The 14,850-nt window shown below is 54.3% G+C and carries 12 protein-coding genes and 2 pseudogenes; 6 read left to right on the forward strand and 8 right to left on the reverse strand.

Going from position 1 to position 14,850, the window contains the following annotated elements; genetic code table 11:
• Positions 1–226 precede the first annotated feature (226 nt).
• Entirely contained in the window at positions 227–694 is a 468-nt protein-coding gene (locus ACWKV5_RS16810; RefSeq protein ID WP_483842184.1) for a hypothetical protein, read from the reverse strand.
• A gap of 489 nt (positions 695–1,183) precedes the next feature.
• Here ACWKV5_RS16810 and ACWKV5_RS16815 point away from each other — a divergent pair, with 489 nt between their 5' ends.
• Positions 1,184–1,948, forward strand: coding sequence for a substrate-binding periplasmic protein (locus ACWKV5_RS16815; RefSeq protein ID WP_483842185.1), 765 nt, complete (start codon positions 1,184–1,186; stop codon positions 1,946–1,948).
• A 206-nt stretch (positions 1,949–2,154) separates the two neighbouring features.
• Here the strand turns inward: ACWKV5_RS16815 and ACWKV5_RS16820 are convergent, their stop codons facing one another.
• Complete coding sequence (locus tag ACWKV5_RS16820) at positions 2,155–3,714, reverse strand: sensor domain-containing diguanylate cyclase (RefSeq protein ID WP_483842432.1); 1,560 nt, start codon at positions 3,712–3,714, stop codon at positions 2,155–2,157.
• Positions 3,715–3,977: 263 nt separating this feature from the next.
• Here ACWKV5_RS16820 and ACWKV5_RS16825 point away from each other — a divergent pair.
• A pseudogene (locus ACWKV5_RS16825) lies at positions 3,978–4,186 on the forward strand (hypothetical protein).
• 132 nt (positions 4,187–4,318) lie between these two features.
• On the opposite strand, the gene ACWKV5_RS16830 reads toward ACWKV5_RS16825, so the two are convergent.
• The 4 genes and pseudogenes from ACWKV5_RS16830 to ACWKV5_RS16845 form a co-directional block, all read right to left on the reverse strand.
• Positions 4,319–5,701, reverse strand: a complete 1,383-nt coding sequence (locus ACWKV5_RS16830) for an LLM class flavin-dependent oxidoreductase (protein ID WP_483842186.1) — start codon at positions 5,699–5,701, stop codon at positions 4,319–4,321.
• Between the two features lie 34 nt (positions 5,702–5,735).
• Positions 5,736–6,581: an amino acid ABC transporter permease gene (locus tag ACWKV5_RS16835; RefSeq protein WP_483842187.1), complete on the reverse strand. Its 846-nt coding sequence runs from the start codon at positions 6,579–6,581 to the stop codon at positions 5,736–5,738.
• Complete coding sequence (locus tag ACWKV5_RS16840) at positions 6,578–7,282, reverse strand: ABC transporter substrate-binding protein (protein WP_483842433.1); 705 nt, start codon at positions 7,280–7,282, stop codon at positions 6,578–6,580. Before ACWKV5_RS16840 ends, ACWKV5_RS16835 begins: the two co-directional genes overlap by 4 nt.
• Positions 7,283–7,634: 352 nt before the next feature.
• Positions 7,635–7,697: pseudogene (locus ACWKV5_RS16845) on the reverse strand (transcriptional regulator); the annotation flags it as partial.
• Between the two features lie 414 nt (positions 7,698–8,111).
• On the opposite strand from ACWKV5_RS16845, the gene ACWKV5_RS16850 reads away from it, so the two are divergent.
• Complete coding sequence (locus ACWKV5_RS16850; protein WP_483842188.1) at positions 8,112–8,351, forward strand: hypothetical protein; 240 nt, start codon at positions 8,112–8,114, stop codon at positions 8,349–8,351.
• 21 nt (positions 8,352–8,372) lie between these two features.
• The gene (locus ACWKV5_RS16855) at positions 8,373–8,789 is read left to right on the forward strand and encodes a hypothetical protein (protein WP_483842189.1); all 417 of its coding nucleotides are present in this window, start codon (positions 8,373–8,375) and stop codon (positions 8,787–8,789) included.
• Between the two features lie 162 nt (positions 8,790–8,951).
• Here the strand turns inward: ACWKV5_RS16855 and ACWKV5_RS16860 are convergent, their stop codons facing one another.
• Both ACWKV5_RS16860 and ACWKV5_RS16865 read right to left on the reverse strand, forming a co-directional pair.
• Positions 8,952–10,301 carry an MFS transporter gene (locus ACWKV5_RS16860; protein ID WP_483842190.1) on the reverse strand — a complete coding sequence of 450 codons (1,350 nt, stop codon included), beginning with the start codon at positions 10,299–10,301 and terminating at the stop codon, positions 8,952–8,954.
• A gap of 186 nt (positions 10,302–10,487) precedes the next feature.
• Entirely contained in the window at positions 10,488–11,639 is a 1,152-nt protein-coding gene (locus tag ACWKV5_RS16865) for a LacI family DNA-binding transcriptional regulator (RefSeq protein ID WP_483842191.1), read from the reverse strand.
• A gap of 167 nt (positions 11,640–11,806) precedes the next feature.
• Here ACWKV5_RS16865 and ACWKV5_RS16870 point away from each other — a divergent pair, with 167 nt between their 5' ends.
• Both ACWKV5_RS16870 and ACWKV5_RS16875 read left to right on the forward strand, forming a co-directional pair.
• A complete protein-coding gene (locus ACWKV5_RS16870) occupies positions 11,807–13,591 on the forward strand; it encodes an IlvD/Edd family dehydratase (protein ID WP_483842192.1) in 1,785 nt (594 codons plus the stop codon).
• Between the two features lie 28 nt (positions 13,592–13,619).
• Positions 13,620–14,837, forward strand: coding sequence for a fumarylacetoacetate hydrolase family protein (locus ACWKV5_RS16875; RefSeq protein ID WP_483842193.1), 1,218 nt, complete (start codon positions 13,620–13,622; stop codon positions 14,835–14,837).
• Positions 14,838–14,850: the final 13 nt, after the last annotated feature.

Raw genomic sequence — 14,850 nt, forward strand, 5'->3', positions numbered from 1 at the left:
CTGAGCTAAATGGATAGAAGCGGATTACGCCTGAATGATAGCGTTCTGCAATTGATCTTATCTGATGCCTGGAGCCAAGGGCGAGTAGCCAAATCTAAAGTGGCAAGCATGTAAGTGTCGACGGCTATGGCTGTAGCTTTAAAAAATAGGCAGAGTCGTCCGTATTTGGGTCGATTTCGGTCAGTCGCGACAGGCCGAAATCGCCCAGATGCGGACGCTCGTTCAGTTAATTCCAAACACCCATCGATAGTGCGCCGCAGTACATAGCGGTGGTACAAACGATAACTTGGGCAATCATGAAACCGAAGCCGGCACCCAGAAACGCAAAGCCCGCGACAATCCATGGCAAGCTCGTATTTACACGGAACCTCAACAACCAAGCCGAAGCACTTGTGCCGACGACCATCCCCGGGACAGAAAATAAATGACCCAACCCAACGAGACCGCCATCACGACCCGAGCTGGATACGATCGCCATGTAGACCAGAAGAGTGACAACCGCTGCGGCTGTTGTTCCAGTTAGAAACAGGGCCCGAGAACGTAGAATCAAGCCTGGAAGCAACATTACCACTGGCACTCCAATGAGATACCAGAAGCCTAAGTAAAGCGTGTTGCCACCACTGGATGCGTAAACGAGGACGAGAGTGATCAAAACCATTGAACAGATTAGATCATCCCTAAATCCCATTTTCATTCCCTTGCCTCGCTTTCAGCGTCGTTATTGTTGAAATAGATTAGCTGACGGCGAGGTCTTCGTTCAGTTGCCCGCTATGGGTCGATGATGCCTGTCGCCACCGGCAGCACTGGGTCGGATAACAGCCCTTCTGGCCGGCAAAAATTAGCCAAAAGCTGCCCGCCTGCATGGGTATTCCCCCGTCCGCCAACAGATAGCGCCGTACAAGTGATTGACGTGCAGCTACGCTGGAAGCATCCGTTCTAATTCGCTGGCTACAACGCCGCCATCGTCCAAGGCTATTATCGCGAAGAAAGTCTGGAGGTGCGCAGACAAGAAAGGCGGCCCCGGCATCACACCGGTCGAAGAGGTACTCTCCGGGCGCGCGCCCATTACACTGAAGCCAACAGCGAATCATCGGTCACGAGGGCAGGAAATAATCGAATGGGAACGTTTCGAACACATTTTCAGTTGCCTGATAGTCTTCAGTAATTCCCAGAAGAGATTCTTATGACGACAGAAGGCTACTTCTCTGCTTCGGTTTGCGTGTGCATACTTTTTTGCATGACGCTGCGCGCTAGCGCCGAGAATTTGGTGATCTATGGCGACAATAGCTACCCGCCGATTATTTACCTGGAACACGATCAGCCCGCTGGAATCCTCCCGGCGATCTTCGCCAGACTGGAAAAAGATACCGGCGATACCTATGAGCTGCGCTTACTGCCATGGAAGCGAGCGTTGAAAAATGCCCAAAATAGCGTCGGTGGTATTACTAATATTTCGCGAAACAAGTCGCGCGAAACGTTTTACGATTTCTCACAACCGATTTACGACGACGACATCAGTTTGGTGGTTTTGAAAGGCCACGAGTTTCACTTCAGTACGATCAAAGACTTGCAGGACAAGAAGCTCGGCGGTCTGTCCGGTGCCAGCTACGGTGAAGACGTTGATCAGGCCATCAGTAACGGCGAGCTGAATGTGGAACGTGATCACGGTGAGCAATCGAGGCTGCTAAAGCTACTGGCCAGCCGTATAGATGTGGCGATTATTGGCAATGGCATTGCCGGGCTTGAATTAATACTGGCCTCTGACCCTAGGCTAGAAGCCAATCGAAGCCAATTTGTGCTGCTACCCAAACCGCTGATACGCGACCCTCTATATTTGGCTTTTAGCAAAGCTATGAATTTGCAGCCGGCACTGGAACGCTTCAATAGGGCACTAGAGGCGTTAAAGCACACAGGTGAATATCAGCAATTGATTGCTAAAAAGCCTTAGAAAACCTCAGAAAAAATAACGTGCGATGCAAGTGTAAGTACGCTCTCAGCGGTTGCGTAAGTCATTGAGGCTCTTGGAACAATCTCCTACGATGTCAGCCTCTGGCATAGATTTTTTACCCATACAACAATTCCTGCCGAATGCAATCAGGGGTTCAACTGGGGCAATCTTGCAGGGTTATCGAACAACCAGGTGATCATATAAATCTAAGGTTCAGGATATTCAGTGATCGCAACTCCTTTGCGCCCTAGCTGTTTGACACCGTACATAGCTTGATCCGCTGCCTTTAGCAATGCGTCGAGACTCTGTCCATGCAACGGGCAAATTGATACACCGATACTGCATGATAGTGAAAGCTCCCCCGCACTGGTCGCCACTATCCCTGAAATGGATTCGAGCACCCTCGCCGCTCTGGCTTCGGCATTTTCTGGGTTGGCTAAATCCTTAATCAGAATCACGAATTCATCTCCTCCGTATCGTGCGACGGTATCAGTCGAGCGAGTGGCCTTAAGCATGCGACTAGCAACCGCTCGAAGAACCTGATCACCAACCTCATGGCCGTGTCTGTCATTTATCTGTTTGAAATGATCCAAGTCGATTAAAAGCACCGCAAACTGTTCCGCCTTCTCTTTCCAATCGGAGAAGGCGTGCTCAAAACGCTCAGCAAATAGATAGCGGTTTGGCAGCTCGGTGAGTACGTCATGGGTCGCAAGATAGGCAGATCGTTGGTGCTCCACCTCAGCTCTTTCTATCGCCTTAAAGTGCCGAATAAGCACACCAGGGATAAGAATGAGAGCCGCTGCGAGAACCGCAAGGATGAACATTGCTTGCGCAGTCAGAACGTCTCCTAAACGCAACTGACGCTCAAACAGCAATGTCATCGGTTGCGAAGTACTTCTGATTTCGACCCGATCAGTCAAGCGCGGCAATAATAGCCGATCAAGAAATCCGGCATTGTCGGCCTCCGTAGAGAACACGTTACTTTCAGACCCTGCACCGGCTTTCATGACTGCGCTGATATGAACCAAGGGATCTATGTTCGCATCATTCACTGCATCAAGTAGCGAGCCGGTCTTTATCAAAAGCAAAGACACCATGGTGCTTCCGAAAAAATTGGGTCGATTATTCTCCCTAGGATTTTCGGGCCGACTCACGGACTGCATGAGAATGTAAGCGCTGCCACCTTCGTACATAGAGAAGACAGGTGTTACGACTGGCTTCGGATTATTGTGGGTGCGGGCCAGTGCGTAAGACAGATGCCCAACGGTCTCTAACCTAACGCCATAGATCGAACTGGATTCGGGAAGCGGTGGATACATGAACAACACGGGCCACGTCTCACTGAGATAGGCCTGATGCTGGGCAGGTTGCTGTGTGAGGCTTGGGAAGTCTTTGAGTTCAAAATTAGGCCGCCAGGTTCGGCGCATCAAAGTCTCAAATGCAGCCTGCTCTACGATGGGAACCGCCCTCGCCGCCTCAAGCATGTAGATGTGGGGGTACGCCGATAAAACGGCTGACGCGTAACGGGCTGCTGCTTCCGTGTCGCTTTGATCGACGGCTTGAAGAAATGCAGAGAAACCCGATAGTACCGCTTCGTTGGTATCAAGCTGATTTCGCACGATGCCAGAAATGTTCTGAACGTACTCCGAGAAGCGCGTTTCTCGGCGTTGAGTTTCGGACTTAAGAAGTAACAAGGCCGAAAAACCAACCAAGCCGATAGCCAAGATGATGAAACCCAATAAAGATCTGCGCCGCTTAGTCAACATCATCCTGATATCCCATGCGCAGCGTATGCGGGGTGCTTCATCCAGCCTAATAAGGCTGCGCTTGCGAAGCGTCGCAGTGTACTCGTGCTCCACTACAGCACGCAGTATCTAACGTCGATTCTAGGGCATATTGCCATTATCCAGAAAGCTGAATCTCGTTCGCACGTAACTTCTTACAAATATCTGCTGGGATAATTTCTATATCACTATCCGATCCCCAGCTTTCTTCCTACTACGCTGAATGCTTTCTCGGAGGAATCACGATGCCAAACTCAGACCTGCTGCCTTCCTACTGTTCAAGATCAATGAAAACCAGCTCGCCTTAGAGGCCGCCATCATGGAACTCACGCTGTGGGTTGAGCAACGCGGCTCAGCAGAAGTCGCTGGGAATGTGCGCGGTGCTTTGGACACCATCAGCAAGAATGAAGAATTCATCAATATGACGCTCGCGGTGCTCATGGCGGCCAAGTGACTGCTATCGAGAGCTGCCCTTCATGACAGGCAGCTATTCGTACACGCCGGGGCCAACTCGCGCCGACCATATACGCATGGCGAGTTGAGCCGCCTCCTCTTGCGCCAACTCAACGAGACAGGCACCTTTACCCTACAAATTTTTATCAAAACGGAACGAGGCTCCATAAGCGGAATCCGGCAAATGGTTAGCGCCATCGGCCCGTAGCCGCGAACGGAACGTACCGCTCTGAGGCTGGGTACGATATAAGCCACGTTTTTGTAATTCAGGAATGACCAACTCAACGAAGTCTTCGAGGCTGCCTGGGCTAATCAGCGGGTTGAGCATATAGCCGCTGGTGCCGGAAATACGGGCGTGCTCCTCAATCCGATCGGCCACTTGTTGCGGTGTCCCCACCAGAATCAGGTCACTGCCCCTGGTGACGTTGGCAAAGCGCTGTTTGACATCGCCGGCGGTCAAAGGCTTGCCACTGCCATCGGGGCGCATCACATAGGAGGTCATGCCTTCGGTGTGAGTCGACAACGCGTCGCCGTCCGCGTAGCGGCTGATGTCGATACCGGTATCGCCGGCATAACTCACCAGTTGCGCCTGCAAGTGATAGTTGCTTTGCAGTTCATCATATTTCCGTTGGGCTTCGATCTCGGTCTTAGCTGTGACGATCCGAAGTACTGTCAGTGATTTAACATCCTCAGCGTGACGACCCCGTGCCCTGGCCTGCGTCCATATATCTTCCAATCCTTGGCGAATCTCCAGGGGGTTGGACTTGGCGATGAAAATCAGTTCGGCGTGCTTCGCCGCAAACTCACGACCACGGCCTGACCAGCCGGCCTGGATCAGCAAGGGTGTGCGTTGCGGTGACGGCGACGTCAAATGCGGCCCGGCCACCCTGTAATGTTCGCCAACATGATTGATCGGTCGCACGCGATCGCCCTTGGCATAGACCTGGCGAGACTTGTCGGCAACTACAGCATCGTTTGCCCAACTGCCTTCCCAAAGTTTGTAAACGACATCGAGAAACTCCTCGGCGCGTTCATAACGATCATCGTGCTTGATCATCTGCTCAAGGCCGAAGTTGCGAGCGGCACTGTTCAGGTAGGAGGTGACGATGTTCCACCCGACCCGGCCCTTGGTCAGGTGATCCAGCGTGCTGAAGCGCCGGGCATGGGTGAAAGGATGCTCATAACTGGTGGTAACAGTGACACCGAAGGCCAGGTTTTCCGTCACGGCGGCCAATGCCGGGATGATCATCAACGGATCGTTGGCAGGTGCTTCCACCGCCCACTTCATGGCCGCGTCGGCATTTCCGCCAAACACATCGTAGAAGCCCAGCACATCACCAAAAAACAACATATCGAGATTAGCCTGATCGGCGATGCGTGCCAGGTTCGACCAATAGCCCAGCGAGTTGATCGACAGTCGCTCATCAGCTGGGTGCGTCCAGAGACTTGGCGCGCCGCCACAGCCAACGCTCGCTTGTTCATACAGCGCAAACAACAGGGGTTTTGGATCGGACATCTTGGTACCTGTACAAATCATTGAATTTGGCGGGTCACCGCTGATTCTTGAAACCTTTGCCGTAGTGGCGTTCAAGACGGTTCTGTATCAACTCCAGTCCAATGGACAGGAGCCAATAGATCACGGCTGCGGTGGTGAGCATTTCGATGTAGCGGTAGGACGAGCGGCCGTACGACTGCGCCAGAAACATCACCTCCCAGACGCCCATCACAGATATCAACGATGAGTCCTTGAGCATTGAAATGAACTGACTGGTTGCCGGGGGAATAATCGTGCGCATGGCTTGCGGCAGGACGATGTGCAGGAACATTGCCGTCGGTCTCAGCCCCAAGGCCATCGCCGCTTCGCGCTGTCCAGGTGCCACAGCCATGATGCCGGCACGGAAAATCTCGCTGAGGTAGGCACCATAATTGAGCGAGAGCGCAATGATCCCGGCGCTAATGGCGCCTGGAACAACACCCAACTGCGGCAACCCCAGGTAGATCAGCAGGATCTGGATCAGCAGCGGAGTACCGCGAAAAAAAGACGCATAGAAACTGGCAATACCGAAAGCCACTGCACTGCGAGACAGGCGAGCCAGCGCCGTCACGAAGCCAAGGAGCAACGAAAGCCAGATCGAGCAGAAGCACAAAAACAGTGTCAGCGCGGCGCCTTGCAAAAAACCGTCAGGCCCCAAATGCAGTCCGACCAAGTTGGGCAATTTCTGCACAATGATCGAGAACTTCAGGTCGAAGCTCATGAAAAACATGACGCACAAGCCGAACAGCGCTGCCCAGGTCAAATACAAGCGAGTGCGAAAACCAAGTAGCTGGCTGAAACGAGGCGTCTCGGTTTCGGAGGCGACAGCTGCCTTGGCCGGGTGTGGATTGAGGGCTGTCATTGGCTGATATCGGCACCGATCCACTTCTGTGAGATCTTGCTTAATGTGCCGTCGGCCTTGAGCTGGGTGACGACCTCAGTGACTTTCGCATTCCATTGCGGATCGCCCTTTTCAATCGCTACCACGTTCGGCTCTGCATACAGTGGGTCGCCAGCAATTTTAAAGCGAGGATCCTGGACGATGCGCTCGCGAGCAGTGATGAGGTTGGTGACCATTGCATCCAGGCGCACGCCCGTGCCCAAGGCCAGATCCTGGAAGGCCACCGTTTCGTTGTCGTATGGCGCGACTTGTACGCTTTCGAATGGATAGCTCAACGGCTTGTCCTCGGCCCCCTCAATCACCAGATCCTTGTTCAAATAGGCTTCATAAGTCGACGCACTGATCACACCGACTTTTTTACCTGACAGATCCTTGCCCGAGACAATGTCCTTATCTTTGGCATTCACCACGATCACGGCCGGTGACTGGTAATACTCCACAGGGAAGTCGAATACTTCGGCCCGTGCCTTGCTCGGGGTCATCGAGCAGACGCAGATGTCATATCGTCCGTTCCAGTGTCCGGCTGCGATGACATCCCAGGACGGTGTTTGCAGCTTCAGCTTCACCCCTAGCCGTTGCGCAACAGCCTTGGCGACATCCACGTCAAAACCGTCCAGCTGGTTCTGTTCATTGAGAAAGGAGAATGGCGGATAGCTTTCCATCAGGACGCCGGTCAGCTCCCCGCTGCTGGTTACGCGATCCAGCGTGGCGCCCGCGAAAGCCGTCGAGCATGTAGCCAGTAACGCAAAGCCAAAAGGTAAAAGCGCCGTAGTTTTCAAAGACAAGTGCTCCAATCAATTCAGAAAATCTGAATAGATTAAAACGCACTATAAAAATGATTTGTACTGCATTTATGGAATAACAGGCTGTGTTCAAGCTATATGGTCTAGCGATTCAAATGCTCGTCGTTTCATACCTCGCGATCTAAGTATGTGATCAAATAAAGATCAGCTCCGAATAAATCCCGGTCAATAAAATGGGCCCTGCAGAGCCCCTTTTGTACTCAAACCAAAATCACTTGGTCAGCCAGGATCCAACGGTCGCGGAGCCATGCAAGGCCTTCCATTCCTTCAGTGTTTCGTGATTGCCGCCGCTGGTTTTGACGACTTCACCAGTGTTCGGTTTTTATTAACCTTCGCCTGACGAGCATTGGGGCTGCCGCTTCAGCCTTAAAGATTCATATAAGAGATGAGGAATTCAGAAGAGTGCTTTCACCGGGGAGACCTCACGAGATGATCTGACTCGGCGCCATCTGGTGATTCAGCAAGCTCAGAGGCCATCTGATCTGAATATGCACCAGGATTGTGTATGTCGTGGAGATACTTGATGAGGCGACATCGTGTCTGCCGACGGTTTGGAACGGCCTAAGAAAAGATCACATACCCCATAAAATATCGAACCTTGGGCTAACCATTCAGTCCGTTATCTCACAAGGCGGTGGAGCTCCTTCTGCCCGCGAAATGCATTATCGGATTGGACGAGAAGTACGTCATGAACGACCAAACAGACGATCTGCCTGAAGCCATTAGACGTCGAGCAGATAGAATCATCCATGATATTGAGCATGCTGGATCGATGATTCTCGCTGTGAAAAATGGAGCGAAAGCTGAGGGTTTCATACTGGGTATTTCATGCTGGACAGGCCTCACACAGGAACGCTGCGACTTGCTTTTAGCGCATTTTGAGGAGGTGCTTGAAAAGAGACTGAGATCGTTCACGTTAGGTCTTTAACACTTCCACGGTCTGACTCTGATGAACAAAAAAACATTGGGGAACGAGATGAGATATTTCATTTTCCTTGTGGCCGTTGCTGCAATGGCAGGCTGCGTGGAGTCGTCTAAATACTCTCTGAATCAAGCTGACTTGGTTCCATCGTCAAGGCTCTACGGCTTCACAAAAAAATCCGATGTCCACTTGGTCGTGGTGCGTGATCAATCCGATAACGCCAGATGCACGATCCGTTTCTCAATCGATGGGAAGCCAGCTGCCGATTTTGAAGCGAGCGAGGTTGCCAATTTTGGACTTACTATGGGCGTGCACTGGCTTTCAGCGCTCCCCGCTCAAGACTGCTCTGACTTATCGATCAAGAACGTCAAAATCGCCGTGAAAACTGGCGACGGTTTGATCATGCGCATTGATCAGGCAGGGTTAAGCTCGGTCGCTATGTGAAAAATCGCGCCCCCCCTCTTCAGTTGTTGATCCTGCTCTCGCAATGGCGCATTGATTTGAGAACGTCACGAGGATTTCCCGTCCTTCCGGATCTTATGCCGATCTACCGGCGAGCCAAGCTCGCCGGCGTGATGGTGCGCACTCAGGCTATTAATAAACGGGTCATGCCTTGTCTGTGGAGAGCATCGTCTTCGGGATCAGCAGAATCAGCACGCAGCTAACGAGCAAGCAACCACCGAGGACATAGGTACCGTTGTTCATATCGCCCGTCAGTGTTTCTGCGGTGGCGGTAATCATGGAGCCGGTGAACCCCGAGAGGTTGCCGATTGCGTTGATCATGCCAATGCCCGCGGCTGCTGCCACACCGGATAACACTGTGCCAGGCAATGTCCAGAAAATCGGCATCAGGCTCAGCAGGCCAGAGGCGGAGACGCTGAGGAAGAAAATGGACACCGGCAGGTTATGGGCAAAGACAGCGCTGCAGATCAACCCGATTCCGCCGATGAACGCTGGAATAGCCGCGTGGAATCGGCGCTCACCGGTTTTATTGGAGTGCCAGGCGTTAAGTGTCATCGCCACAATGGCGGTGGCATAAGGAATCGCCGTCAGCAAACCGATGTGCAGGGTATTGGAGATACCCGTCGCTTTGATGATCGTCGGCATCCAGAACGCCAGTCCGTAAAACCCGGTGTTGAACGTCAGAAGGATCAGCACCAATAACCACACGCGACCATTGAAGATCACATCTCGGATGCTGGACGCCTTTGCCGTGTTATCACGGTCGAGGTTGTTTTTGAGCATGTTTTTTTCTGCAGCTGTCAGCCATTTTGCGTTGTCGATTTTATCGACCAGCAAGGTCACCACCACCACGGCCATGACCAGCGACGGGATGCCCTCGATGATCAGCATCCATTGCCAGCCGGCCATTCCGTGGACACCTTGCATAGCCCCCATCAACCACCCGGAAAGAATCCCGCCCAAGGTGAGGCTGATCGGCATTGCCATCAAAAAGCCCGCCATGACCCGGCTCTGGCGGTGGGTCGGAAACCAATAATTGAGGTAGAGAATCACGCCTGGGAAGAAACCGGCTTCGCATATCCCCAGCAGGAAGCGCAACAGGTAGAACATGGTTTCCGATTCGATATGGAAGAACTTGGCCAGTGGCACGGTAAACGCTACGGCCATGGAGACGATGCTCCAGGTGATCATGATGCGAGCAATCCAAAGACGCGCGCCAAAGCGGTGTAGGAACAGGTTGCTAGGTACTTCGAAGAGGAAATAACCCCAGAAGAAAATACTCGCGCCGAGTGCGTAGACAGTGTTGCTGAATTGCAGATCGTTGAGCATGTCGAGCTTGGCAAAACCGATATTGACCCGATCCAGGTACGCCGCCATGTAGCAAAACAGCAGGATCGGCAGAATACGCAGAACGACCTTACGGTAGGTACGATCCTCGGAGGTAAGCTCCGCCGAGCCCTCTCCTTCGAGAGGACGCTGAGATACTGATTCCATGTGTTGACCTCAAGGCATGTTTGTCATGCCGATTGTTTTTGTTTTGGCTTGCGACCTTGGTTTCCTTGGACTGACCTAGAGCAATCCGTTCGGAGAAAAGGTATCTGCAAGCTGGTCTGTTACCGGTAACATTTTTAATTTAGCAATTAGTTTCGGGGCAACGCAAGCACGCCCGGCTAAAAAGTTTTAGGTGCTTTCACGCGCCAGTATTTTGAATTCGACGACGTCACATTCGCGAGGACGAGGCAGGCCTAGGCGTTGAGCAGCAGCACTGGCTACCAGCAATTGGCCCGCGCGCCAGCCAATGCCATAGGGATCAACCGAAACGGTCGTGATGGTAGGAGTGCAATACCGCGAGACTTCGAAATCACCAAATCCGGCGATAGCAATGTCCCCGGGGACACGTCGACCTTGCCGATGGCACTCCATAATCGCACCGAACGCCGACAAGTCACTCACGCACATCACCGCGTCCGTATCCGGCCACTTTTCCAGCAGGCGCTTCACCGACTCGCCGCCATGACTCATCGTGATCGGCGACTCACCGTATTCCAGCACGCGCGGCTCCCCTGCCCCCAACGCGGCAACGGCCTGAAGGTAACCTTGCTGACGTTGCTGCCCACGGTGGTCAAGAACCGATGCGCCACCGATGTAGCCGATTCGTCGATAGCCTTTCTCGTACAGATGCTCGTACAGCGCAGCAGCGGCTGATGCGTTGCAGAAACCGACCGATTGCTCAATGGGATCGGCTGGAATGTCCCAAGTCTCGACGACGGGTACCTGCGCCTGGCGCAGCAGTTTGCGGGTTTCCTCAAGGTGCGCACTGCCGGTCAACATCACCCCGACCGGGCGATGGCGCAGCAGTGTGCGTACCAGCAAAGCCTCCTGTTCCAAGTGGTAATCCGTGTCACCCAACAGCAGGCACAGGCCTTGTCCGCTGACGGCGTCGTTCAGGCCGCGCACGGTATCGGCAAAGTTTGAGCTAACCAGGGAAGGCACCAGGGCCACGATAAATTCCGAGCGGCCGCTGGACAGGGTTCCGGCAGAGGCATCAGGCAGGTAGCCGAGGCTTTCAATGGCCTCGTGTACCAGCTTTTGAGTGCGTTCTGAAACATCGCGACCGGCCAAGACCCGGGAAACCGTCATCTTCGACACGCCTGCCAGCTTGGCAACGTCGGCCATTCGCGGCGGAGTGGTGATTTTGCCTAAATCCTCGTGACTCATGGACGTCCTGTTTTCCTGAAAAAAGACCGGGCGGTAGGTAAAAAACGCCGCCGTTAACGCTGATTGTTGCTGATTATACATGCGCGCAAATAGGCGTACCGAAGCTCCTTGCATGGATTATCTACGCCCATTCGAACAATGATCCTAGGCCTTTACAAAAAAATTGTTACCGGTAACATCAGATCAGTCGAACGTCGGCAGGTACTTGGCCATTGCTGCTTTGTGGCCTCAGTCGCCCCGTTTAACCTTCCATTGATACCTTCTAACAAGAGTTAAACCCCATGACCGGAACCACTCCTCTGCCCCTGCGAAGTCAACAATGGTTTGACGATCCAAGTCATGCGGACATGACCGCGCTCTATGTCGAACGTTTCATGAACTACGGCATGACGCGAGAGGAGTTGCAATCCGGCCGCCCTATTATCGGAATCGCCCAAACCGGTAGTGACCTCGCCCCGTGCAACCGCCATCACCTCGAACTCTCGCAACGCACCAAAGCAGGTATTCGAGATGCAGGGGGCATTCCCATGGAGTTCCCGGTACACCCGATGGCCGAGCAAACCCGGCGTCCCACTGCCGCGCTGGATCGCAACCTGGCTTACCTGGGGCTGGTCGAAATCCTTCATGGGTACCCGCTGGATGGTGTGGTGCTGACCACCGGTTGCGACAAGACCACCCCCGCCTGCCTCATGGCAGCGGCGACGGTTGATATGCCGGCGATTGTGCTGTCCGGCGGCCCGATGCTCGATGGACACCACAAGGGCAAGTTGATCGGTTCTGGCACGGTGCTGTGGCATGCGCGTAACTTGCTCGCCAGCGGTGAGATCGATTACGAAGGCTTCATGGAGATGACCACGGCTGCCTCCCCTTCGATTGGTCACTGCAATACCATGGGCACCGCGTTGTCGATGAACGCTCTTGCCGAAGCGCTAGGCATGTCCCTGCCCGGCTGCGCGAGCATTCCGGCAGCCTATCGTGAACGCGGCCAGATGGCCTATGCCACTGGCAAACGCATCGTCGACATGGTTCGCCAGGATATTCGTCCATCCCAAATCATGACTCGCGAAGCCTTTGAGAATGCCATTGCCGTTGCGTCGGCTCTAGGCGCCTCCACCAATTGCCCGCCACATCTCATCGCTATCGCGAGACACACCGGAATCGATTTAAGTTTGGAAGACTGGCAGCGCATCGGTGAAGACGTTCCGCTGCTGGTCAACTGCATGCCAGCTGGCAAATATCTCGGTGAAGGTTTTCACCGTGCGGGCGGTGTACCGGCAGTTATGCACGAACTACAGAAAGCCGGACGACTGCATGAAAATTGCGGCACGGTCTCGGGCAAAACCATTGGCGAGATCGTAAGCACTGCGGCGGCGAGCGATTCCGATGTGATCCACGCCTACGAAGATCCGTTGATTCAACGCGCGGGGTTCATCGTGCTGAGCGGGAATTTCTTCGATAGCGCCATCATGAAGATGTCGGTGGTGGGCGAAGCCTTCCGCAAGACCTACCTGTCCGAACCCGGCGCAGAAAACAGTTTCGAAGCCAGAGCCATCGTTTTCGACGGCCCGGAGGACTACCAGGCCCGAATCAACGACCCCGCCCTGGACATCGACGAGCGTTGCATTCTGGTGATCCGAGGCTGCGGCACCGTGGGTTATCCGGGCAGCGCCGAAGTCGTCAACATGGCTCCACCCGCAGCACTGATCAAACGCGGCATCGATTCCCTTCCATGCCTGGGCGATGGGCGCCAAAGCGGGACGTCGGCCAGTCCGTCGATTCTTAACATGTCCCCTGAAGCCGCCGTGGGCGGCGGGATCGGCTTGCTGAAGACCAACGATCGTTTGCGCGTCGACCTCAATGCCCGTCGTGTCGACCTGCTGGTGGATGACAGCGAAATCGCACGTCGCCAGGCGGAGTTCAAGCCCTCCTTCCCGGCCTCGCAAACGCCGTGGCAGGAAATCTACCGGCAGCAGGTTGGCCAACTTTCGACCGGTGGTTGCCTGGAGCCGGCAACCTTGCACCTGCGTGTCATCGCGCGCAGCGGCGATCCACGTCATTCCCACTGATTCAGTCTTTTTGCAAAGGGTATTGTCCATGTCCCAAACATCCGCTGTAACGACATTGTCGGGTTTGAATGTGCTGGCTAACGACCTCGGTCAAGGTACCTGGATCAGTCGTATCTGGATTCCTGGCGCCACCGCAGGGCCTGCCGTTATCCTGCTCAAGGACGGCCAGGTCTATGACATCAGCGCCCGGGTGGCGACTGTTTCGGCCCTGCTTGAACTCGACGATCCCGTGGAGTACCTGCGCGGCTTGCCATTGGAGCAGCCGTTAATCAGTCTGGATGACCTGCTGCTTAATAGTGATGCGACCTTACGCGACGCAACGCAGCCGTGGTTGCTGGCGCCGATCGACCTGCAAGCGGTCAAGGCCGCCGGAGTAACTTTCGCCACCAGCATGCTTGAACGCGTGGTTGAAGAGCAGGCAAAAGGCGACCCCGCCAAGGCCGACAGTATTCGCGCAACCCTGGTGAAAAGTATCGGCACTGACCTCGGAGACATTGTTCCGGGCTCAGCCCAAGCCGCCGCGCTCAAAGAGGTGCTGATCAGCCAAGGCATGTGGTCGCAGTATCTCGAAGTGGGCATTGGCCCGGACGCCGAGATCTTCACTAAAGCTCAGCCACTGTCAGCGGTGGGCTATGGTTCGGACATCGGCATTCACCCCAAGTCCAGCTGGAACAATCCAGAGCCTGAAGTGGTCTTGGCCGTCTCCAGTCGGGGCAAGATTCAGGGCGCTACGCTGGGTAATGATGTCAACCTTCGTGACTTCGAAGGGCGGAGTGCCCTGCTTCTGTCCAAGGCCAAAGACAACAACGCATCGACCGCGCTAGGGCCATTTATCCGGCTGTTCGATGAGACCTTCGGCATCGAGGACGTGCGCTCGGCGGAAGTCGCACTTCGGGTCGAAGGCGAGGATGGTTTCATTATGGATGGTAGCAGTTCCATGAATCAGATCAGCCGCGATCCGCTGGATCTGGTGGCGCAAACGCTCAATGAGAACCATCAATACCCGGACGGCTTCGTGCTGTTTCTCGGCACCCTGTTTGCCCCCAAGCAAGATCGCGATCTACCGGGTGGAGGCTTTACCCACAAAGTGGGTGACATTGTCGCCATCAGCAGCCCCAAGTTCGGCACGCTGGTAAACCGGGTGACGACAAGCGATCGAGCTCCGGCCTGGCAGATGGGATATCGCGCCCTGCTCGACAACTTGCACGGCCGTGGCTTGATTGCCGCCGCGATCAAGCCACGCTAGCCACTACGGAAAT

It is taken from the genome of Pseudomonas oplopanacis, assembly GCF_057128725.1.

Bases quoted from the DNA above. Each gene is read 5' to 3' on its own strand.
- ACWKV5_RS16840 (WP_483842433.1), bottom strand. From the start codon at position 7,282: ATGGAAAGCTATCCGCCATTCTCCTTTCTCAATGAACAGAACCAGCTG.
- ACWKV5_RS16835 (WP_483842187.1), bottom strand. From the start codon at position 6,581: ATGACAGCCCTCAATCCACACCCGGCCAAGGCAGCTGTCGCCTCCGAA.
- ACWKV5_RS16865 (WP_483842191.1), bottom strand. From the start codon at position 11,639: ATGCAAGGAGCTTCGGTACGCCTATTTGCGCGCATGTATAATCAGCAA.
- ACWKV5_RS16850 (WP_483842188.1), top strand. From the start codon at position 8,112: ATGAACGACCAAACAGACGATCTGCCTGAAGCCATTAGACGTCGAGCA.
- ACWKV5_RS16815 (WP_483842185.1), top strand. From the start codon at position 1,184: ATGACGACAGAAGGCTACTTCTCTGCTTCGGTTTGCGTGTGCATACTT.
- ACWKV5_RS16810 (WP_483842184.1), bottom strand. From the start codon at position 694: ATGAAAATGGGATTTAGGGATGATCTAATCTGTTCAATGGTTTTGATC.
- ACWKV5_RS16830 (WP_483842186.1), bottom strand. From the start codon at position 5,701: ATGTCCGATCCAAAACCCCTGTTGTTTGCGCTGTATGAACAAGCGAGC.
- ACWKV5_RS16875 (WP_483842193.1), top strand. From the start codon at position 13,620: ATGTCCCAAACATCCGCTGTAACGACATTGTCGGGTTTGAATGTGCTG.
- ACWKV5_RS16870 (WP_483842192.1), top strand. From the start codon at position 11,807: ATGACCGGAACCACTCCTCTGCCCCTGCGAAGTCAACAATGGTTTGAC.
- ACWKV5_RS16860 (WP_483842190.1), bottom strand. From the start codon at position 10,301: ATGGAATCAGTATCTCAGCGTCCTCTCGAAGGAGAGGGCTCGGCGGAG.
- ACWKV5_RS16855 (WP_483842189.1), top strand. From the start codon at position 8,373: ATGAACAAAAAAACATTGGGGAACGAGATGAGATATTTCATTTTCCTT.
- ACWKV5_RS16820 (WP_483842432.1), bottom strand. From the start codon at position 3,714: ATGTTGACTAAGCGGCGCAGATCTTTATTGGGTTTCATCATCTTGGCT.